10 protein-coding genes are annotated in these 21,192 nt (G+C 72.5%); all 10 read right to left on the bottom strand.

Translation table 11 applies throughout. The features are described 5' to 3' along the window. Positions 1–15: 15 nt before the first annotated feature. Genes KE274_RS02575 through KE274_RS02530 form a run of 10 tightly spaced genes read right to left on the bottom strand, consistent with a single transcriptional unit; the run spans position 16 to position 21,092 of the window. Complete coding sequence (locus KE274_RS02575; RefSeq protein ID WP_211540983.1) at positions 16–4,488, bottom strand: FtsK/SpoIIIE domain-containing protein; 4,473 nt, start codon at positions 4,486–4,488, stop codon at positions 16–18. Then, the gene (locus KE274_RS02570; protein ID WP_431806607.1) at positions 4,485–5,210 is read right to left on the bottom strand and encodes a hypothetical protein; all 726 of its coding nucleotides are present in this window, start codon (positions 5,208–5,210) and stop codon (positions 4,485–4,487) included. Before KE274_RS02570 ends, KE274_RS02575 begins: the two co-directional genes overlap by 4 nt. Next, on the bottom strand, positions 5,207–6,895 hold the full coding sequence (locus KE274_RS02565) for a serine/threonine-protein kinase (RefSeq protein WP_211540981.1): 1,689 nt from the start codon (positions 6,893–6,895) through the stop codon (positions 5,207–5,209). The genes KE274_RS02570 and KE274_RS02565 overlap by 4 nt, the downstream gene beginning before the upstream one ends. Beyond that, on the bottom strand, positions 6,892–8,271 hold the full coding sequence (locus KE274_RS16625; RefSeq protein WP_211540976.1) for an FHA domain-containing protein: 1,380 nt from the start codon (positions 8,269–8,271) through the stop codon (positions 6,892–6,894). Before KE274_RS16625 ends, KE274_RS02565 begins: the two co-directional genes overlap by 4 nt. After that, positions 8,271–9,089, bottom strand: coding sequence for a PP2C family protein-serine/threonine phosphatase (locus KE274_RS02555; RefSeq protein ID WP_211540975.1), 819 nt, complete (start codon positions 9,087–9,089; stop codon positions 8,271–8,273). The genes KE274_RS16625 and KE274_RS02555 overlap by 1 nt, the downstream gene beginning before the upstream one ends. After that, positions 9,086–10,360: an RDD family protein gene (locus tag KE274_RS02550; RefSeq protein ID WP_211540973.1), complete on the bottom strand. Its 1,275-nt coding sequence runs from the start codon at positions 10,358–10,360 to the stop codon at positions 9,086–9,088. The genes KE274_RS02555 and KE274_RS02550 overlap by 4 nt, the downstream gene beginning before the upstream one ends. Beyond that, complete coding sequence (locus KE274_RS02545) at positions 10,357–12,777, bottom strand: transglutaminase family protein (protein ID WP_211540971.1); 2,421 nt, start codon at positions 12,775–12,777, stop codon at positions 10,357–10,359. The genes KE274_RS02550 and KE274_RS02545 overlap by 4 nt, the downstream gene beginning before the upstream one ends. Beyond that, the gene (locus KE274_RS02540) at positions 12,774–14,036 is read right to left on the bottom strand and encodes a DUF58 domain-containing protein (protein ID WP_211540968.1); all 1,263 of its coding nucleotides are present in this window, start codon (positions 14,034–14,036) and stop codon (positions 12,774–12,776) included. Before KE274_RS02540 ends, KE274_RS02545 begins: the two co-directional genes overlap by 4 nt. Continuing rightward, positions 14,036–15,007 carry an AAA family ATPase gene (locus tag KE274_RS02535; protein ID WP_211540966.1) on the bottom strand — a complete coding sequence of 324 codons (972 nt, stop codon included), beginning with the start codon at positions 15,005–15,007 and terminating at the stop codon, positions 14,036–14,038. Before KE274_RS02535 ends, KE274_RS02540 begins: the two co-directional genes overlap by 1 nt. A gap of 37 nt (positions 15,008–15,044) precedes the next feature. After that, positions 15,045–21,092 carry an Ig-like domain-containing protein gene (locus tag KE274_RS02530; RefSeq protein ID WP_249185821.1) on the bottom strand — a complete coding sequence of 2,016 codons (6,048 nt, stop codon included), beginning with the start codon at positions 21,090–21,092 and terminating at the stop codon, positions 15,045–15,047. Positions 21,093–21,192: the final 100 nt, after the last annotated feature.

Raw genomic sequence — 21,192 nt, 5'->3', positions numbered from 1 at the left:
TGAATCCGCCGCGGCTCACACGGTCTCCGGGATCACGAGCGGGAACTGCACGCGCACGATCTTGCCGCGCTGCGCCAGCACCGCCCGCCCCACCGGGAACTCGCCGCGGCCGATGCGCGGCAGCGGGGCCTTGAGCACCAGCTCGCCGTCGATCGTCTCCGGCTGCAGCACCACGCCGCGCCGCGCCTGCTTGATCTCCCCGAGGAGCCCGAAGTTGCTCGTCCACTCGCTCGTGTCGCCCGTGAACATCAGCAGCAGCTCACCGCGGGTCGCGCGCTTGACCAGGTCGGACAGCGGCATCTCCAGCAGCGACGACGCGAACTCGGCCACGCCCTCCACCGCCACCACGGGCTTCAGCCCCTGTTCCGCCTTCTCCACGATCTCGGCCACGGCCGCCGTGCCGCTGATGCCGTCGGCCGCGGTCGCACTCCACGACACGGCGTTGCGGGCCGGAGAGCGGGTGGAGCCGAGGAACAGCGTCGGCGTGCCCGGCCGTGCCCGCAGCACCTGCTGCGTGATCGCCGCGAGCGCGTTGCTCTTGCCGCTCGCGGGCGGCCCCGCGATCACGAACGTGCCGGTGGGCTCGATCCCGAACGGCCCGAGGTCGCTGTCCGCCAGGCCCACCACGAGCTGATCGCCCACGGTCGCCGGAAGCTCCTCCACCCCGTAGCTGAGCGGCAGCGCCCGCACCGGCGGCGCATCGGGCACCCCGCGGCGCGACATCGACGCGGCCATCCGCTCGATCGCCAGCGACTGCTCCTTCATGCTGCGCGTGCCGCCGATGATCGCGATCTGCGCCTCGTTCTCGCCCACGATCGCCCGGCCGGGCACCGACTCGGGCGTCAGCACGTCCTTCGGCACGTTGAGGATGTTGTACGCGTCGGCATCGGCCATGCGCAGCACCACCCGGCGCTGCAGCATCGCGTTCAGCGCGCTCGGGATGCTCTGGAACCGGTCGGCCGACAGCACCACGTGGATACCCACCGAACGGCCGTCCGACAGCACCTCCTGCAGCGCGTTGTACGTGTCGGTGCGTCCGATCACGGCCTCGTAGTCGTTGCGGAACGCCGCGAACCCGTCGATCAGCACCAGGATGCGCGGCTCGTCGGTCTTGCCGGACAGCTGCCGGTACTCCGTGAGCGTCGCCGCCCCCACCGCGGAATAGGCGTCGCCGCGGCGGTCGAGCTCCTGGCGCAGCGTGGCGAACAGCCGCGCGACCCGCTCGGCGTCGTCGCCCGAGATGACCGACCCCACGTGCGGCAGCGGCTCGAGCATGCGCAGCGCGCCAGACCCGAAGTCGAGCCCGTACACCTGCACGGGTCCGCCGCGCGGAGTGATGCCCGCCGACACCGCGAGCGTGCGCAGCGCCGCGCTCTTGCCGGAACCGCTGGTGCCGTAGATCACCATGTGACCCTCGGTGTCGGGCAGGAAGTGGAACGGCACCTGCTCCTGACGCTCCGGCTCGTCGATCACCCCGAGCAGCAGCGCCGCGTCCGTGCGCTGCGGCAGCTTGAGCTGGTCGAACGTGGGCGCGAGCTCGTCGAGCCACGGCCGCCGCGGCGGCGCGACCTCGGCGGCCTGCGCCGCCAGCACCATCGTGCTCACCAGGCGCTGCTGGTCGTTCGGCCCCAGGTCTTCATCGACCACGACCGCGCTCTCATCGATCGGCAGCTCCCACGGGCCCTGGTCCGTCGAGCCGAACGCCGCGATCGCCACCTCGGTGCCCTCGTCCTCACCCAGGCTCCAGCCGCCCGAGTACGCCGACTGGAACAGCGTCATGCGCCCGGGCCCCGTCTTGGCGATACCGCGGCCGGGCGTGCCCGGATCGAACAACGCCGCGTCCTTCGTGCCGATCACGTCGTTGCTGTCGGTCTCGTCGGCCATGCGCAGCGCCACGCGCAGGTTGGTGTTCGCCCGCAGGTTGTCCTTGATCACGCCCGCCGGACGCTGCGTCGCCATGATCAGGTGGATGCCGAGCGAGCGACCCCGCTGGGCGATGTCGATCACGCCGTCGACGAACTCCGGGACCTCCTTCGCGAGCGCCGCGAACTCGTCGATCACCAGCACGAGCGCGGGAGGGGCCTGCGGGTCGCCCGCACGCTCCAGCTCCAGGATGTCCTTCGCCTTCTTGCGGTTGAACAGGTGCTCCCGGTAGTGCAGCTCGGCGCGCAGGCTCACGAGAACCCGGCGCACCAGGTGCTCGTTCAGGTCGGTCACGATGCCCACGCAGTGCGGCAGGCTCACGCAATCCGCGAACGCCGAGCCGCCCTTGTAGTCCACGAACAGGAACGTCAGCCGCTCCGGGCTGTACTCGGTCGCCATGCCCAGCACCCACGCCTGCAGGAACTCGCTCTTGCCCGACCCGGTCGTGCCACCCACCAGCGCGTGCGGGCCCTGCTGCCGCAGGTCGAGCTGCAGCGCCCCCTCGGCCCCCGCGCCGACCAGGGCACGGAGCTTGGGCTGATACCGGCGGGCCGAGCCGCTCTTGCGCCGCGCGTGCAGCGAGTCGTTCTGCGTCCACCGGTCGATCACGCTCTCCGGCTGCGTCGCCATGTCGCGGCCGAGCAGGTGCAGCATCGAGATCGTGCGGGGCACGTCGCTGCGGTCCAGCGCCACCTCGCCCGCATCGGTCAGGCGGGCCAGGGCGCGGGCGAACACCGCGAACTGCTCGCGCGTGAGCTCGTCGACGGAGAGATCGTCGACGACCTCGCCCAGGCGGACGAAGTGCGCGCTGTCGGTCGCACCGAGCTCCACGAACGTCCGGCAGGACGCGGGAAGCGCGGCCGCGTCCTCCGTGAGCCACACCGGGAAGATGCCGCGGGTGGCCGCGCGCTCCGAGAGCTGGATGAGCCGCCCGCGGTCCACCGGGGCGTCCGGCGCGATCAGCACCACGATGGCCGGCTTGGGCACCGCGTCGTGCCGGCTGCGGGAGTCCTCGCCCACCTTCGAGCCGCTGTTGGTCGCCGCCTTCTCCGCCTCCAGCGCCCCGAGCTCGACCGCGTCGCCGCTGCGGGTCGAGCGCTGCGCGATCAGCTCCTCCAGGCGGGCGACGATCTGCCCCGCCGACGTGGGCCCGTCGCCGATCGGCTGCACGCCCAGCACGGCCTGAGCCGACCACGCGTGCGGCAGCCACTTGGCGTCGGCCAGCTGCGCACCCCACCGCGGACCCCACAGGCCCACGACGCCGAGGTCGGCCGGAGCGTGCAGTCCCGTGACCTGGGCGAGCAGCGCCCGCGCGTAGCCGGTCGACCGGCCGCCGAGCCCCGCGATGCCGAGCGCGCCGACGTCGGTCAGATCCTCCAGGATCGGCACCTGCGGCACGACCCTGGTCGCGTCGACCACGGCGTCGAGCCGGTCGACGTACTCCGGGATCGCGCGATCGCGGCCGTTCGAGTCTTTGACGGAGCTGCGCGAGGCGGTGTCACCGATGCCCAGTCGCACGTGCAGGAACGACCAGTGCTCCGTGCGGCGCGTCCACACCAGCGGACCGGCGGTGAGCGCGGCGTCGCTGATCTCCCGCAGCAGCGGCACCTCGCGGCGGCGCACGTCGATCTCGCGGTCGCGCTCGCTCTGCAGTCGCGCATCCAGACGTTCGAGCTGCTCCTCAAAGCGCTTCTTGTCGTCTTCCAGCTCACGCTTCTGCTGGTTCTTCGTGGTGAGCCACGTGCCGATCATCAGCAGCGGCGACAGCGCCACGAACATGATCGACAGCAGGTTCTGCGTGAACGCGTACATCGCGCCGCCCATGAGCAGCGGAGCGACGAGCGTGAGCAGCGGGAACGGCTGCTTGCGCGGCGGGACCGGCAGGTCGGTGCCGTCGACCTCCTCGCCCAGGTAGCGCTCCTCCACGCGCGGCGAGCGCACGAACTCCACCTGGCGGATCGAGGCCTCCGCCGGGGAGGGCTTCGTCGCTCCCGCCTCGACCTTCACGCGCACCGCGGTGTCGCCGAGCACGACCGACAACTCCCCCTCGGCCGCCACGAGGCGCACGACCGAGGCGCCGTCGACGAGGATGCCGTTCGCGGAGTTCAGGTCGATCAGCTCGACGCGGTCGCCGATCTCGAGCCGCGCGTGCTTCTTGGACACCAGCGGGTCGTCGATCACCACGTCGCACGACTCGTCGCGACCCAGCACGATCGTGCCGCGGGTGAGGGCGATCGACCGCGCCCCCGGGCCGGAGCCCACCTCCATGCGACCGACCACCGGACGCTGCTCGTACGACGCGGGGACCACGCGGACGGTCGCGCCGTGCGCGAGGCCCACGTGCGCGAACGTGGACTCCGGGGCGAGCAGGTCGCCCGCACCGGACACGACCGAGCTGTACGCCTCCAGCGTCACGGCCGTCGGGTCGGCGTGCGCGAACGAGCCCAGGGGGTCGGCCCGCACGATCATCGCCGCGATCTCGCCGATCGTCGCCGTGCTCTCCGCCGTGACCTCGATGTCGCTGGATGCCGCTCCCTGACGCAGCAGGGTCAGCCGTACCTTCACTCGTTGTCTCCCTCTGCCTCACTCGGCTGCGGGGCGTCCAGCAGCGGGAGGTCGTCCTTCGTGACGAGTCGCGACGCGATCACGTGCTCCACCAGCCGGGCACGACGGTTGGTGGCGAAACTGCGCTGACCGCCGCGCATCCCGGGCACGCCCACGCGATCGAACTTGTCGCACACGTTGTCGAGTTTGCGGTTGAACCGGGTGACCGTCCACCCCAGCCGCTCGGCCGCCTTCGCCGACGACGGGATCTCGCTCATGCCCGTGCCGTCGCGGCGCAGCTGCGGCTCGGCGAGCGCCAGGATGAGCAGCTTCTGGCTGAGGGTCAACGGCACGTCGCCGATGGTCGACATGCCGTCGTCGTCGTAGTCGCGCTTGGTGGCGCGGAACGCGGGTTCGGCGGCGTGCAGCACCAGCTCGTACGTGGTGGGACCCGCACTGAACACGACCGTGGTGGTCTCGAACACCAGCGGCAGTCGCGCACCCGGCGCGAGCCACGCCTGCACCCCGCCCGCCGAGTCGGTGACGGTGGCGGTGAGCCGGGTGCCGATGTTGCTCAGCCACCACAGCCCGTCGCCCTCGCTGATCTCGAGGAAGTGCCGGTGGAGGAACAGGTTGTCGTCGAGCGCGAGATCCCCCTCGCGTCCCACCACGAACCGGTTCCCGCGGTCGATCGGGTAGTACTCGCCGGCGAACTCGACCGTGACCCCCGCTACCGCGCTCACGGCACGCACCCCGTCACGGGCTCGGACGCCCGGCCGTCGCCGCGGCGCAGCATGACCTCGACGCACACCTCGCCCGCGGACGCGGGCGTGAAGGTGACGGTCGGCTCGGCCGTCTGCTTCACGGCACCGTCGGCCGCGCTGCCGGTCTCACTCCAGATGAAGCTGTCGTCCTCCTGCGGGTCGGGGTTCTGCCACGTGAACGTGACCTGCTCCCCCGCCCGGGTTCCGGTGAGCTCGGTGACCTTGGGCACCGCGTCGGACACCGGGTCCTGCGGGTCCACCGCGGACTCGGTGCTCTCCGGGGCCGGAGCGGGTGTGAGGCCGGACACCAGCACGTTGAGGCCGACGATGCCGCCGACCACCACGACCACGGCGGCCGCGGCGAGCCCGATCCACAGTCCGCGGCGCGACCTCGGGGCGGGAGACTCCGCGGCGACCGGGGCCTCCGGGGCGGGGACGACCGGCTCCGGGGCGCGCACGGGCGCGGGAGCCTCGGGCTGCACGACCTGCGGCGGGCGGAGGATCGTGCGGTCGTCGCGGTCGGGGCCGGGGGCGGCGGGAGCGGCGGGGGTCGCCGGAGCGACCGGGGTGGCGGCCGCCGCGGGGCCGGCGCTGTCGCGGCGCTGCGTCTGCTCCACGTCCGGTGCCGGGCGCGGCGGGGAGTCGAACCGCGGGGCGTCGGGCGCCACGACCGACGGGCCCTTGGGCTGCGTCGCCGCGGACGGCCGCGTGGACGTGGACATGCCCGGGTCGATGCTGACGATCTCGCGCACCCGGGTGAGACCGTCGTTATCGTCGTCCAGGTCTTCCGCGGGCGGGTGGTCGTCGACGATGTCGATCGGGGTGACCGAGTGCGACAGCTCGATCTGCACCTTCTGCAGCGCACGGGCGAACGCGACGGCACTGGGGAACCGGTCGTCGGGGTTCTTCGCCATCGCCCGCTCCAGCAGCCGCTGCAGGCTCTCGGGCGAGTCCGGGCGACCGAGGGGCGGAAGGGCCGCCCGCTCGATGCGCTCGATCAGGTCGGCGCTCGAGTTGCGCTCCCCCGGCCGCTCGAACGGCGACCGCCCGGCGAGCAGCGTGTAGAGCGTGGCGCCCAGCGCCCACACGTCGGTGCGCGGACCGCTCTGCGGCGGCTCGGCGAACGACTCCGGCGGCGACCACGGGATCGACATGCCCGACGCCTCGCCCGTCGCACCCGTGGTGGACGCGATGCCGAAGTCGGTCAGTGCGGGCCGGTTGTACTCCGTGACGAGGATGTTCGCCGGCTTGATATCGCGGTGCAGCACGCCGGCGCGGTGGGCGGTCTCCACCGCGCCCGCGACCTGGATGCCCACGCGCAGCGCCTCGGCCACCGAGAACGGCTCCTTGCGCGAGCGCAGCTGCAGGTTCGGCCGGGGGCAGTACTCCATCACCAGGTACGGGCGGCCGTCGCCCGCGACCCCCGCCTGGTAGATCGTGACGATCGCGGGGTGCGTGGACAGCATCGCCATCACGTTCGCCTCGTCGGCGAACTCCTGCGCCGCACCGCTGGAGATGCGGTCCGCGAGCAGCACCTTCACCGCGACGCGTCGCCGCGGCATCTCCTGCTCGTACAGGAAGACGTCCGCGAAGCCGCCCGTGCCCAGCGGCTCCACGTACGTGAAGCCGGGCAGTGCGGGCGGCGGGGAGGGGCGACGACTCACGGCAGGTCCTCGAACGCGACGGTCACGCCGTCGCCGAGGTCCACCACGTCACCCGACAGCACGAGCGTCTGCTCGCCGGGGTGCAGGCGCACGGGGTCGGCACCGGGACGCAGCAGCGTCGAGCCGTTCGTGGTGTGCAGGTCGATCACCACCACGGTGTCGCCCTCCGGACGCACCTCGAGGTGGCTGCGCGAGATGTCCTGCTGCGGGCTCTCCACCGCGATCAGGTGCGGCATGTTCGCGCCGCTCGCCCTGGTCGAGCGCGGACGACGACCGATGATGACGGTGCGGTCGAGCGTGACCACCTGCCCCGTCGAGACGCGGATGCGCCCGGTCGAGGCCGCCGCGGGCGCAGCGACCGGGATGACCTCGGTGGGGGCGTCCGGTGCGACGGCGGGCTGCTGTCGCAGGTCGCGCAGCTCCGCAGCGGAGATGGTCGAGCCGTCGTGGTCACCGGCCGACGCCGCCTCGGGCTCGGCCGGCGCGGACTCGGGCTCCTCGCTCGGACGCACCGCGGCGGCTTCGATCGGCGTGTGCACGGTCTCGCCCCACAGGTGGTCGAACTCGTCCACGGGCGGTGCGAGCGTGGCCTCGGTGGGCACGAGCGTCGCGTCGGGCACGGCGTCCGCGGAGCTCGCGGCGGGCTCTTCGGCCTCCGCGGGCTCGTCGGCAGCGGTCGGGGCCTCGTCGGCAGCGGCCGCGGCAGCCGCAGCGGCCGCGTCGTCCTCCGACGCGAAACCGCCGGGGGCCGCAAGACCCGACGGCGGTGGCGGGAGCGGAACCGAGGTGCCCGCGACCGGGGCGGCCGGAACCACGGGCGGGGCGGGCGGCGCGACGGGAGCAGCAGGGGCGACCGAGGCGGACGGGGCGGGGCGCGGGGTCTCGGCCAGCACGGGCGCGGGGCCCGCAGAGCCCTCGAGCGCCTCGGCGTCGGTCGGCTCCAGCTCGGCGCTCACCGCCGCGGCCAGCACGATCCCGGTGTGCACGGGGAGCGCGGTGCCCGCGTCGTCGTCGTCCACGGTGATCTCGACCGACGACGCACCGGGCACGAACCGCTCGCTCCACGTGGTCACGTCAGCCCCGGAGAACGTCGCGGTCTCGTCGTCGGCACCGGTCACGCGCACCGTGAGCGGTCCGCGCACGGCCACGCGCGCATCGGTCCCCTCCAGCACCGCCGCGACGAACGACGGCATGGTCGAGAACGACCCGCCCGCCTGCGTCGTGAGCACGTCGATCACGGTCGCCAGGCTGCGCTCCGCGGGCAGCCGCTCCCACAGCGCCGTGACCGTCGCACCCGGCACATCCGGCGGCAGCGCCACCAGGGCACCGGGGATCACGATCAGGTACCACGGTCCCGGTCGGTAGATCGTCTGCATCAGCGAACCCCTCCTGCTGCGGCCTCGCGCGGGCGCGTGTCGGCGTCGATGTCGGTGTCGTCGGACAGCAGCAGCGTGCCCGGCCGCGAGGCGACCGACACGGCGTCGACGACGACCACGGTGATGTTGTCCCGGCCGCCCGCCTGCACGGCCTCGTCGACCAGGAGGTCGGCGGCGCGCTGCGGGTCGGGCTCGGCACCGAGGATCTGCGTGATGCGGGCATCGGACACCTCGGTGGTGAGCCCGTCGGAGCAGATCAGCATGCGATCGCCGAGCTCGGCGGGGAACAGCCAGTAGTCGGCGTCACCCGTGCTGCTCGCGCCGATCGCCCGCGTGATGATGTTGCGGCGGCGGTCGTGCGCGGCCTCCTCGACCGTCAGCTCGCCCGACTCGATGAGCTCCTGCACCACCGAGTGGTCGACGCTGATCTGCTCCAGCTCGCCGTCCGCGAAGCGGTAGGTGCGGGAGTCGCCGATGTTCACCGTGAGCCAGTAGCCCATGCCCTCGACCGAGGCCACGACCACGCCGCTCAGCGTGGTGCCCGCACGGCCGTTGCCCGCGGTGGACAGATCCTCCACGGCCGCCCTGGCCCTGGCGAGCGCGTCGAGCAGGTCGTCGAGCTCGAGGTCGGCGCGGCCGATGAACCGGGCGAACTCGTCAATCACGGCGGCGCTCGCGCGCTCCCCCGCCTCGTGGCCGCCCATGCCGTCGGCGACCAGGAACAGCGGCGCACTGGCCATGTACGCGTCTTCGTTGAGCGGGCGGCGCAGGCCCGAATGGGTCGCGGCTCCCGTGGACACCACGAGCGGGGCGGTCATGCGTAGCCTCCCACCATCACGACGCGGTCGCCGATCTCGATCACGTCGCCGAGGCGGATCGGCACGCGCTGACCGGGCGGGCACGCGAGGCGCTGGCCGTCCCGCACGATCGTGAGGCCGTTCGTGGAGTGCCGGTCGAGCACCCAGCCGCCCGACGCCTCCGACGCGGCCTCGAAGTGGGTCTTCGACAGCGACAGCGTCTCGTCGCGCACGGGCACGATCACGGCACCCTCCTCGACCGCGGGATTGCGGCCGAACACCGTGCGCCGCGAGACCGGGACGCGCGTGCCGTCGTCCCACGTGAACACCAGCCGGTGCCCGGGGATGCTGATGCGCGTCTCCTCCAGGTCGTCCGCCTCGGCCGCGGGCGTCGCGGCGACCGGAGCAGCGGGAGCCGGAGCCGCCGGAGCCGGAGCAGCGGGAGCCGGAGCCGGAGCCGCGTGGGCCGGAGCAGCCGGAGCCGCGGGAGCCGGAGCAGCGGGAGCCGGAGGAGCCGCGGGAGCCGGAGCAGCGGGAGCCGGAGCAGCGGGAGCCGGAGCCGCGGGAGCCGCGGGGCGGGAGTCCTGCGTGATGCCGGGAACGTACGCGATCATCCCCGAGTCCTGCGCGGGAACCGCGGCAGGAGCCGCGGGGGTCGGAGCCGCGGGCGTCGCGGGCCCCGGCGTGGCCGGCGTCGCGTCGGGCGCCGCCGCAGCCGCGGGGGCTCCGGCGGGAGCGAACCCGGGCATCGGCGCGGGTGGCAGCCGCTCGAACGACGGTGCGGGCAGCAGCGGCGGAGCCTCCACCACGGGCTCGGGCTCCGGCTCGGGCTCGGGGGCTGCAACCCGCGCGTCGAGCATCAGCGACCCGGCCGCCTTGTCGTGCCAGCCCTGGAACCGGCCGGAGCCGTCGAACAGCGGGCTGAAGTAGCCCACCACGATCGCCCCGGCCAGACCGAACACGATGTTGCGCAGCAGCGCCCGCCCGAAGCCCAGCGGCTCCCCGTCGGCCGCCGTCACGAGCCGCAGCCCCTGCGCGCGCATGCCGATCGACCCGGTACCCGCCTGCATCACGGTGTAGACCACGAACCACGCCAGCAGCACGAGGCTCACGATCGGACCGCCGATCAGCAGCGTCATCAACGACGCCTCCAGGCCGCCGGACAGCGACGTCGCCACCAGCAGCCCGCCGCCCAGCAGAACGCCGAGGCCCGCCGCGATCGCGGCATCGATGACGTAGGCGATCACCCGGCGGGAGATCGGCGCGATCTGCGCGAGCGCGGGCGGCGTCATGGGGTCTCCCTCTCGGTCGACGGCGGGGGCGTCTCGTCGTTGCTCTCGATGGTGCCAGGTTCGCGGCGTACGCGCGCGGCCGCCGCATCCTTCAGATTCTGCAAGCCCTGCGACACCGCGGAACCGCCCAGCAGCGAGCGCACGCTCAGCCGTGCCCTGATGCGCTTCCAGAAGCCGGCCTCCGCGCCGAGGCCGCCGACGATCTCGTCGACCTCGTTCCAGAAGGCGTCCACGTCCTGCGGCGTCGGCTCCGTCGGCCCGAACACCTCCGCGTCGGCGCGCTCGGCCAGGGCCGTGACCTGCGGCACCGTGAGCGCCGAGGCCACCGCGGCCGCCTCCTCGCCGCGCGTGCCGCCCGGGGCCAGCCGGGCACCGTAGTCGACCGCACGGTCGGTCAGCTCGTCCCAGCCGCCGCTGATGCGGTCGGCCGTGCGCGCGGCCGACCGACGCGCACGACGCCGCGCGGCCTTCCACGCCCCGATCACGATGAACGGCGACATCAGCAGCGCGATCACCGCGAGCGAGATCCCGCCGATCAGCAGGATCGCCCCGATGATGCCCGCCAGGTTCAGGCTCTCATCCTCCGACTCGCGGTCGTCCGGCAGGGTCGGCGGCAGATCCACCGGCTCCTGAGGCGGAGGCGGCGGCTGCAGCACCTGCGGCTTCGGGTCCACCCGGGGCTTGGTGTTCTGGTCGTTCGGCACCTGATCCTCGGGCGGCGTGGGGTTGAACGTGACCCAGCCGATGCCGTCGAAGTTCACCTCGACCCACGCGTGCACGTTGTCGCCGGTCGCCTCGAACACGGCCTCACCGGCCTGCTCCTCGTCGGGGTAGTAGCCCATCACGACGCGCGCGGGGATGTCGAGCTGACCGGCCAGCAGCGCCATCGCCACCGCGTACTGCTCGTCGTCGCCGATCATCTGCTCCCCGCCGACGAGGGTCGAGATGCGCTCGGCCGTGTGACCCGCGCGCGACAGCACCTCCCCCTCCAGGCCGTGGCTGAAGAAGCCGCCCTCCGAGAGGAAGTTCTCGAGCGCCCGCACCTGCTCGATCGGGCTCTCCGCGCCCGACACGGTCTCGGCCGCGAGCGACGTGAGCTCCTCCGGCACGTTGCTCGGCTTCGGCATCGTGACCCGGCCGAACGGCACCTCGGCGAGCTGCTCGTCGTCGGGCTGCTCGGGAATGATCGCGTCGACCGTGAACTGGTCGCCCTTGCCGAGCGACGGCGTCGCGACCGCGGTCCCGGTCGAGGTGTTCACGTACGTGCCGCGGCGGAGCTCCTCCGCGCGATCCCCGGCGAAACGGATCTCGTCGAGCTGCCCCGCCGTGGGCATCCACACCCCGCGGTAGCCGTCGATCGCGATCTTGAGCGTCACGGGCACGCCCTCCGCCTCCGGCGCCATGGCCGACCGCAGCGGTGCGAACGCGCTCGACGACGTGGGACCGCCGTCGGTGACGTTGTAGACCATGCCGTCGAACTGATCCATCACGGCCGTGCGGATGCGGGCGCCCTTGGGCAGCCCCTGCACCGTGAACAGCGTCTCGTCGGCCTCGTCGCGCACGTTCTTGCGGAACGCCTGCAGCGGGCTCGGATAGTCGCGGATGTCGAACGGCGGGATGATCACGTCGCGGAACACGTGCCGCGGCTGCGCGGGCGAGGCGATCGCACTCGTCGCGACCCCGGCGCCCCCGGCCACCGCGAGCACGGCCACCCCGGCCAGCAGCCGCCGCATCCGCATGTGCGCCGCGCGGGAGGGATCGACCTCGCTCACCGACACCGCCATGTTCTGCGGCGCCCACAGCTGCCGCAGCGCGAGCCAGGCCATGCTGACCAGCGCGAACACGAGGCCCTGCACCAGCGGGAACGCAGGCTCCGGCGTGCCGAGCGCGATCACCAGCATGAGGAGCACGCCCGCGGGGATCAGCGCCCACGCGACCGACCGCAGCCGCAGCGCGAGCGACGCCGTGAGCACCGTCACCACGAGCGCCAGCAGGAACGGCGCCACGAGGTGCCCGTCGGCCGCCGCGACCGGGGCCACGGTCGTCAGCAGCTGCTTCCACGACGTGACGGTGCCGAGCGCGAGCTTCTGCAGCGTCTCCAGCGACGGCACGAAACCGAGCAGGGCGGTCTGCGGGAGGGCGAGCGCCCCGCCGAACACGAAGTACGCCGCGACCGTGAGCCCCGCGACGATCAGGATGCCCCAGCGGCGCCACGCCGACACGGCCGCGATCGCGAGGCCCAGCACGATGCCGCCGACCACGGCGGGAAGGAACGAGGGTCCGGCGAACGTGGGCCAGAAGCCGACGAGCGCCGTGAGCGACAGCAGCGCGGTCGCCCCGAGGTCGAGGACCCAGCGGCGCACGGGCAGCGCGGACGCGGGGGCCATGGTCGCGGGGGTCGTGGCGGGCGCGGTCATGCGAGCACCTTCTGCAGCGCGAGCGGGATCTGCTCCAGCGCGCCGACCGTCACCACGTCGGCGTCGCCGGTGCGGCGCAGCGCGGGCGTGGCCACCGAGGTGTCGGCGACCACCGTCAGCACGCGGGCACCGAACGGCAGGCGCGAGCACGCGAGGCGCAGGTCATCCGGCCGCACGCGCGAGCCGCACACCAGCACCACCACGCTCGCGAGCGGCATGGTCGCGGCGACCACCCCGGCGAGCTCGGCGATGCCGCCCTCCTTCGGCCTGCTCCCCTCGACCGCCGACAGCGAGTCGAGCAGCTGCTTGCCCGTGCCGGACGGCAGCTCCCGCCCCTGCACGCGCATGTCGACGCGCTGGGAATCGCGCAGCGCCCGCAGGCCGATCGATCCCGCCGCCGAGATCGCCAGCTCGAAGTCGTCGTCGGTGGCGTACTCCGCGAGCGAGCGCGACAGGCCGATCACGAAGTGCGAGCGCCGCGTCTCCTCGTACTGGCGGACCATCATGGTGCCGGTGCGCGCGGTGGAGCGCCAGTGCACGTGGCGCAGGTCGTCGCCCGGCTGATACTCCAGCAGCGCGTGGAACGACACGTCGTCGCGCGAGAGGTCGGCCGCGGGCAGACCCTCCAGGTCGCGCAGGTAGCCGAGCGACTGTCCGTCGAACAGCACCGTGCGGGGGTGCACGAACAGGTCGACCGGCTCGTCGCGGCGGTGCGCCCGCTCGAACAGGCCCAGCGGGTCACCGCGCACCACGCTGACCGGTCCGACCTTGACCACGCCGCGCCTGTGCGTGGGGATCGCGAACAGCTCCTCCGCCTCCTCACCCGGTGCGAGGCGCTGGATGCCGAACTCACCGCGACCGGAGCCGACCGGCAGCACCACCCGCGAGGGGAGGATCGCCCGCGAGCCGCGGTTCGCCAGGGTCAGGGCGCCCACCGCCCGCTCGCCCACCACCACGCGCGTGCGGGCGAGGTCGAGCGACACGTCGTAGGCCGTGCGGCCGATCAGGAACAGCGCGCACACGGCGACGGCCATCGCGATCACGACCGCGGCGATCGTGAACTCCGCCCAGCCGGCGAGCTGCCCCAGGATCCAGAAGCCCACCGCGAGCGCCATCAGCACCCACGCGAGCGGGCGGACGGCCGCGGCCATGAGTCGGAGGCGCGACAGGGCGCGCGCGCCGAGGACCGCCGCGATGTCCCGCCAGCCGGCGTCGCGATCGGTCGGCGCGGCCGGCGCCTGCAGGGCCTCCGTCGTCATCAGGCCGCCGCTCGGGCCTGGGGGGCTGCGACGCCGTCGAGCACGCGGGCGATCACGGTGTCGCTGCTCGTGCCGGCGAACTCGGCCTCCGCGTCGAGCAGCAGACGGTGCTGCCACACGGGCCGCGCGAGCGCCTTGATGTCGTCGGGCAGCACGTAGTGCCGGCCCTGCGCCGCCGCCCACACCTTGGCGATGCGGACCATCGCGATCGCACCGCGCACCGAGACGCCGAGGCGGATGGCGCTGTCGGCACGGGTCGCCTCGGCGAGCTCGGCCACGTAGCGCAGCACCGCGGGCTCCACGTGCACGGTCGCGGCGAGGTCGGCCATATCGGCGACCGCGCTCGTGGTGATGATCGCCGACAACCCGGCCGAGGGGTTGCGGTCGGATGCCCCGGCGAGGATGCTCTCGGTCACTGCCAGGTCGGGGTAGCCGATCGACGTCTTGATCAGGAAGCGGTCGAGCTGCGCCTCGGGCAGCTTGTACGTTCCCGCCTGCTCGATCGGGTTCTGCGTGGCGATCACGAGGAACGGGCGGCCCGTCTCGTGCGTCACGCCGTCGACCGTCACGCGCGACTCCTCCATGACCTCCAGCAGCGCCGACTGCGTCTTCGGCGAGGCACGGTTGATCTCGTCGGCGAGCACGATCGACGCGAAGATCGGTCCCTTGTGGAACTCGAAGCGGTGCGACTGCTGGTCGTAGATCGTCACGCCCGTCACGTCGGACGGCAGCAGGTCGGGCGTGAACTGGATGCGCGCGCTCGTGCCCTGCACGGTCGCCGCGAGTGCCTTCGCGAGGCTCGTCTTGCCCGTGCCGGGGGCGTCCTCGAGGAGCACGTGGCCCTCCGCCAGCATGGAGGCGAGCACGAGGCCGACGATCTCGCGCTTGCCCTGCACCGCCTTGTCGACGTTCTCCACGAGGCGCTGGAAGGTGCCGTGGAACCAGGCGGCCTGCTCGGGGGTCATTGTCATGGGTTGTCCTGTGCTCTCTCGATGGAAGGGATGCCCGTCACCAGGGTCGTCGTTCGTAGTCGGTGCCGCCGATCGTGACCCACACCTCGTAGCCGCGGCCACCGGAGCCGTGGTAGCAGCCGATCTCGATGGCGCCGTTGGCCGGGATGCTCCAGCTGGCCCCGCCGGCGAAGCGGGTGCCGCCGAGCGGCGCGTTGCTGTTGCACCACACCTGGTAGGTGCCGGCCGGGAAGTTCTGCGTGTTCACGACGAACTTCGCGCACGTGCCGTCGCTGCACTGGCTGTTGTTGACGGGGGTGCCCCGGCTGACCCAGGCGCGAGGCGCGGGCGGTGGACCGGAGCGAGCCGACGCGGAGTTCTCCGGCGTCCACTGGTTCGCGGCGTCCTGCGCGCGCACGCGGATGCTGTGGCCCTCGTTGTAGCCGTTGCCGACCGTGCGCGAGCCCGAGATGCCCACGTTCTCCCAGCCGCCGCCGTCGATGCTGATCTGCACGACCTTGATGTCGCGGCCGTTCGGGGAGCCGCTGGCGTCCCACCGCAGCTCCACCTGGGTCGCGCGACCGATCGCGTCCACGGCCGGTTGGCGCGGCGCGCCGTAGGGGTTGCCGGTGGCGGAGTTCGACACGGCCCCGGCGTAGGTGACACCGTCCACGGTCGCGACCGCCCGCACCTCGATGCGGTAGTTCTGGCCGTTGTTGAGGCCGCCGATGCGGGTGCCGGAGAGGTTGTTCCAGCCGCCGCCGTTGAGCCGGTACTGGTACGTGACCTCGGTCTCCTTGGCGCCGTTGCGCGAGCCCTGGCGGTAGGAGATGTCGAGCGCCCTGTCGAGCTCGGCCGTCACCGTGAGGCTGGTCGGCGCACCGGGCGCGATCACCCCGCGGCGCGGCGCCGACTCCGCGCTCCAGTCGCCCCAGCCGGCCTTGTTGTAGGCGCGGATGCGGTACGTGTAGGCGGACTCCGAGGTGGGCACGGTCACGGCCTGGCTGTTCGCCTGCGCGCCGGGCGTCAGGGTGCGGATCGTCCTGCCACCCGACAGCACCTGCAACTCGTAGCCGCGGATCGCGTCGCCGTTCTTGTCCGGCGGGTTCCAGCTCACCAGCATCTGCGCCTGACCGTCTACCGGCTCGAGCTCCTTGGTGCTGGGGGCACCCGCCGCGAGCGGGGGCCCCGCCGGGATCTCGGAGGCCGACCAGCCGCTCCAGCTCGACGGGTCCGGCGCACGGTTGTGGGCCTGCACGCGCACCTGGTAGTTCGAGCCGTTCTCCAGCCCCTCCCACGTGAGCGAGTTGCCCGTGGCCTCCTTCTGCGTGATGCCGGAGGGCGGCGCGGGCGAGATCTCGAGCGTGTATCGCTCGACCGGGGAGCCGGGCGTGGTCGGGGTCGCCCACGCGACCTTGAGCGACTTGTCGCCGAACACGAGGGTCGGCGGGTTCGGGGTGTCGGGACGGGCGTCGGGACGCGCGACCTCGGACACCCCGGACGGCTCGGACTCGCCGACGCGGTTGGTCGCGGTCACCTGGAACGTGTACTCGACGTTGTTGGTCAGACCGTCGAGCGTGCACGTGGTGGAGGCGCACTCCTTCGAGTAGGCGCTGCCGCCGACCGACTTCACGGTGTACTTCGTGATCTCGGCACCGTTGTTCGACGGCGCCGAGTACGACACCACCACGGTGCGGTCCTGCACGCTGGTCACGACCGGGACGCCCGGAGCCGCCGGCACGTCCTGCACGGTCACCACGATCTGGCCGTTCACCTCGCGGTCCACGTCCTCCGTGGCGTCCTGCACGCGGTAGCGCACCACGAGCGTGCCGACGAAGCCCTCCGCCGGGGTCACGCGCACCTCGTCCTCCGTGAACGAGGTCTCGCCGCGGCCCGACTCGGTCACCGCGCCGACGATCTTCAGCGGGGTCTCCGGGAACGGGTTGAAGTCGTTCGCGAGCGCCGGCACCGTGATGGTCTTCCCGGCGTCGGCCTCGGAGATCGTGTCGGTGTTGGCCGCAGGCATCGCCCGGGTGGAGGCGGTGACGGTCGCGGTGACCGTGCCCTCGATCGGCTCTGTCTCGCCGTCCGACACCCGGATCGTGAGCGACGCGCTGGTGCCCTTCTTGGCGTTCGACGACGCCTCGACCAGCAGCTTGTCGCCGTCGACGCGCGCCGTGATGCCCTTGCCCTCGCCGCCGACGAGCGAGTACTCGTGCTTGCCCTCGTCCTCGGGGTCGGGGTCGTCGGTGAGCGCGGCGAGGTCGAGCGGCGACGCGTCCTCGCCCGGGGCGACGTTCACCTGCCCGCCGACGAACGTGGGCTGCTGGTTCTCCGGCGGCAGCACGTTGATCGGGATGCTCAGCGTGGCCTTGCGCCCCTCCGGGTCGTCCGGGCCGTCGCCGTCGGTCACCTCGAACGTCAGCGCATCCGGGCCGAAGTAGCCCGGGGCCGAGGTGTAGACGAGCGTGCTCGCGTCCTTCAGCAGATCGGAGCCGTCGGCGTTGTTGGCGCTGATCTTCGCCTTCTCGGTGATGCGCACCTCGCCGCCGCCCGCGACCGTCACGTACTCCGACAGCGGCAGGTCCTTGGTCTCGCCGCTCACGACCTCGACCGGCTTGGTGGAGGTGAGGGTCGGTCGCAGGCCGTCGCGCGACGGCACGAAGATGAACGCGGAGGCCTGCAGGCCGTCCGGGTCGGTCAGTGTGTAGCGGATCAGCTGCAGCTCGTCGGTCACGGTGACGCGCACCTTGCCGTTGTCGAGCAGCGTGCCGCCCGCACCCACCTCCACGTCGAGCCGGTCCTTCGTGCCGTCCGGGTCCTCGTCGTTCTTGAGGATCTCCAGGTCGGCCGAGAGTCCGCCGTCCTTCAGGTCGGAGGGCTGGAGCCGGTCGTCGCGGGCGACGGGTGCCTGCAGCGGCACGTCCTCGTCGACCGTGATCTGCAGGGTCGCGGTGGCCGTGGCGCCCCGGGCGTCGCTCACGGTGTACTGCAGCGAGGTCTCCATCTCGCGGTCGGGCACCTTCACGATCACGCGGTCGCCGGAGACGCGGCCCTCCAGGCCCTCCGGCACCTCGAGCCCGTCCTTCACGAGCGAGAGCTTGTCGCCCTCGGGGTCGGAGTCGTTCGCGAGCACAGGCACCGCGATCTCGCGGCCGGGTCGCACGACCACGGCGTCCTTCACGGCGTACGGCGGCTGGTTGATCTGCTCGGCCGGCGCGACGCCCACCCGGATGGTGGCGACGCCCTCCTTGCCCAGCCGGTCGCGCACCCGGTAGGTGAACGTGTCGACGCCCGCCGAGTCGGAGCCCGCCTCGTAGGTGAAGTAGTTCGGTCCGACCGTGGTGATGCGGCCCTTGCTCGGGCTGGAGTCGATGCCGAGCAGCTCGACCGAGTCGCCATCCGCGTCGATGCCGTCCAGCGGCACCGCGATGTTCACCTCGCTGCCGGCGAGCGCCCGGGCCGTGAGATCCTGCGGGCGCGGGGCGGCGTTCTTCTCTTCGTCCACCGGGAGGATCTGGATCGTGACGTAGCCGGCGGCCTTCTGCTGGCGCGAGTCGGAGACCTCATACGTGAGGTACACGGTCTTCGCCTCGGGCCCGGCCTTGAAGCGCACCTCGTCCTGTGAGACGAACGCCTCGCCGTCCTCCGGGTCGACCGTCTCCACCAGCTCCGGCTCGACGTGCATCACGTCGTCGCTGGGGTGCGAGTCGTTGTCGAGCACCGGGATCGTTACGACGTCGCCCACTCGGACGGTCGCGGTGTCGGGGTTCGCGATCGGCGGCAGGATCTCGTCCGGCGCGGGGATCGGGATGACCACGACCTCGCCGTCGGCCGACTTCGAGCCGTTCGAGATCCGGTAGCCGATGCGCACCGGCTCGTCGAGCGCCCCCTGGTCGGTGATGCGCAGGGTCTCGTGGTTCAGCACCGACACCGAGATTCCCGTGCTGGGGTCCATGGTCACGGACTGCACCACGAGGATGCCGCCCGCGGGATCGGTGTCGTTGTTGAGCACGCCCAGCAGCACGTCGCCGCCCGTGGGCAGCAGGGCGACGTCGCGCACCGCGACCGGCGGCAGGTCGGTCTCCGACTCCGGCATCACGTCGACGCGCACGAGCCCTTCGCCGTTCTTCGGCCCGGTCGTCACCTGGTACTGCACGTAGTACACGCCCGGCGCCTCGGCCAGGAACGTGAAGGTCTTGTTGGGGAAGTCGGGCTGGATGGTGGCGCCCGCGGTGTCGAGCACGCGGCTCAGGCGCAGCTGCTCACGGCTCGTGCTGGTGTCGTTCGTGAGCGGGGCGACCGTGATCTGCTCCCCCGCGCGGGTCACCACGTGGTCGGCGTTGGTCTTGGGATTGGTCGAGCCCTGCGGCCGCACGTCGAGCGCGATCGTGGCGGACGTGGACTCCCCGCTCGCGTCGGCGACCGTGACCATCACGTCTTTCCGGCCCTGGAGGCTCGCCGTGGCCTTGTACGTCATCTGCCCGTCGCGACTGAAGTCCACCTCGTCGCCCGGCGCCGGCACGACCTCCTTCAGGTAGATGTCGTCGCCGTCGGGGTCGATCCAGTCGGGGAGGATGTTGTACGAGATGGTGCCGCCGGTCTCGACCGCCAGCGAGGTCTTGCGCTTGGGCTCGGGAGCGGCGTTCTCGCTCCAGTCGCGCACGGTCAGGGTGACGACAGCGGTGTCCTTGCCCTTGCGGCCGTCGTCGACCTCGTACGTGAAGCTCGCGGTTCCCGACGCCTTCTCGTCGACCGCGATCTGCAGGGCCCCGCCGTTGTTGATGGGCTGCACCGTGCCGATCGACGGCTGGGCTTCGGCGAGCGCGGCCACGAGCACGTCGCCGTCCGGGTCGTTGTCGTTGTCGAGCACCGGCAGCAGCGTCGTCGCGCCTGGCCGCACGCCGTACGAGTCGTCCTCCGCGATCGGCGGGGTGTTCTCCTCACTGCGCTCCGGCAGCGTGGTCTCGACCGTCTCCTCCGTGGAGTCGTCCTGGTTCTCGGTCTCGCCCTCGGGCGGCGTGAGGTCGTTCCAGTTGTCGACGCGCTGCAGGCTCTCGTTCGCCAGCCACGCGGCCCCGCCGACCGCGTCGTTGAGGATGATCACGTCGCGGTTCACGCGGAACGTGAGGCTCGAGGAGTCCTCCGCGCCGTCGATCGGGGCGTTGACGTCGTTCGCGTCACCGGGGCACTCGCGGATGAACGTGGCCGACCCCGCCCACGCGCCATAGGTGCAGCCGCGCAGCCACACCGGCGCCGCGGCGGTGCCGTCGGCACCGGCCGAGGTCTCGACCGGCTCGCCGCCGTCGAACGGCACCCGCACGAGCGCCGACGGCGTGGCCAGGGCGACCGCGTCGGTCTCGGCGGAGGCGTGCTGCAGCACGGCGTCGGCCGCCTCCGGCACCTCGGTGCGGAAACCGCCGGGGCTTGTCACGACACCGGCCGCCGCGTCGAGCACCACCGGGGTGCGGCCGACCGCCGTGATCGACGGGCGCTCGGACAGGTCGAGCTCTCCCACGGAGGCGGCGGACGGGTCGAGCGGCGCACCCTCGGGGTCGACGGGGACCGTGACGACCTCGCCGCGTTCGCCCGACAGGCCGAACACGGTGCCGTCCTGCGCCACGGTGACGTCGGCGTCGTCGCCGAGCTCCACCACGGGCTCCGCGGCCTCGATCTCGAACGCGTTGATGGCCTTCACCGGCACGACCCACAGGTCGCCCGAGTCCTGGTCGAGGATCGCGGCCGTGTTCGCGCCCAGCGCCACCTTGGCGGTCGACGGGATGAGGGTGGAGTCGCCGAGCGAGACGCGCGCCGGATCGACCGCGGTCACGGTGGACGCGCTCTCGTCCACCACCAGCACGTTCGAGGCGTCCTGCAGGATGTCGTAGTCCTCGCCGGTGGTGCGCAGTCCGCCGTCGAGGATCGTCGACTCGTGGTTGAAGTGCCCGACGAGCAGGCTCGACGTCTTGGTGATCCACACGCCGCCGTCGTTCAGGTCGACCTTGGTGGTGGGGAAGCCCTCATACGTGAAGGCCATCGTGGTGAGGGCGATCACACCCACGGTGACGCCCGCGGCGGACGCCAGCGTCTTGGGTCGCGCTCGCATCCACGACAGCGCCTTCATACCCGGTTCCCCCCCAGGGTCGTCTCACACGGACTCCAACCGCGGCACGACGGCCCGCGGAACACTGCTACATCCTAACCAC

The sequence above is a fragment of the Microbacterium paraoxydans genome (assembly GCF_018224615.1).
GTDB classification, from domain to species: Bacteria; Actinomycetota; Actinomycetes; order Actinomycetales; family Microbacteriaceae; genus Microbacterium; species Microbacterium paraoxydans_B.
Note: the sequence above shows the minus strand (reverse complement) of the source record. Positions and strands in the feature narration are given on the sequence as shown.

Bases quoted from the DNA above. Each gene is read 5' to 3' on its own strand.
- KE274_RS02555 (WP_211540975.1), bottom strand. From the start codon at position 9,089: ATGACCGCCCCGCTCGTGGTGTCCACGGGAGCCGCGACCCATTCGGGC.
- KE274_RS02545 (WP_211540971.1), bottom strand. From the start codon at position 12,777: ATGACCGCGCCCGCCACGACCCCCGCGACCATGGCCCCCGCGTCCGCG.
- KE274_RS02530 (WP_249185821.1), bottom strand. From the start codon at position 21,092: ATGCGAGCGCGACCCAAGACGCTGGCGTCCGCCGCGGGCGTCACCGTG.
- KE274_RS02550 (WP_211540973.1), bottom strand. From the start codon at position 10,360: ATGACGCCGCCCGCGCTCGCGCAGATCGCGCCGATCTCCCGCCGGGTG.
- KE274_RS02540 (WP_211540968.1), bottom strand. From the start codon at position 14,036: ATGACGACGGAGGCCCTGCAGGCGCCGGCCGCGCCGACCGATCGCGAC.
- KE274_RS02535 (WP_211540966.1), bottom strand. From the start codon at position 15,007: ATGACAATGACCCCCGAGCAGGCCGCCTGGTTCCACGGCACCTTCCAG.
- KE274_RS16625 (WP_211540976.1), bottom strand. From the start codon at position 8,271: ATGCAGACGATCTACCGACCGGGACCGTGGTACCTGATCGTGATCCCC.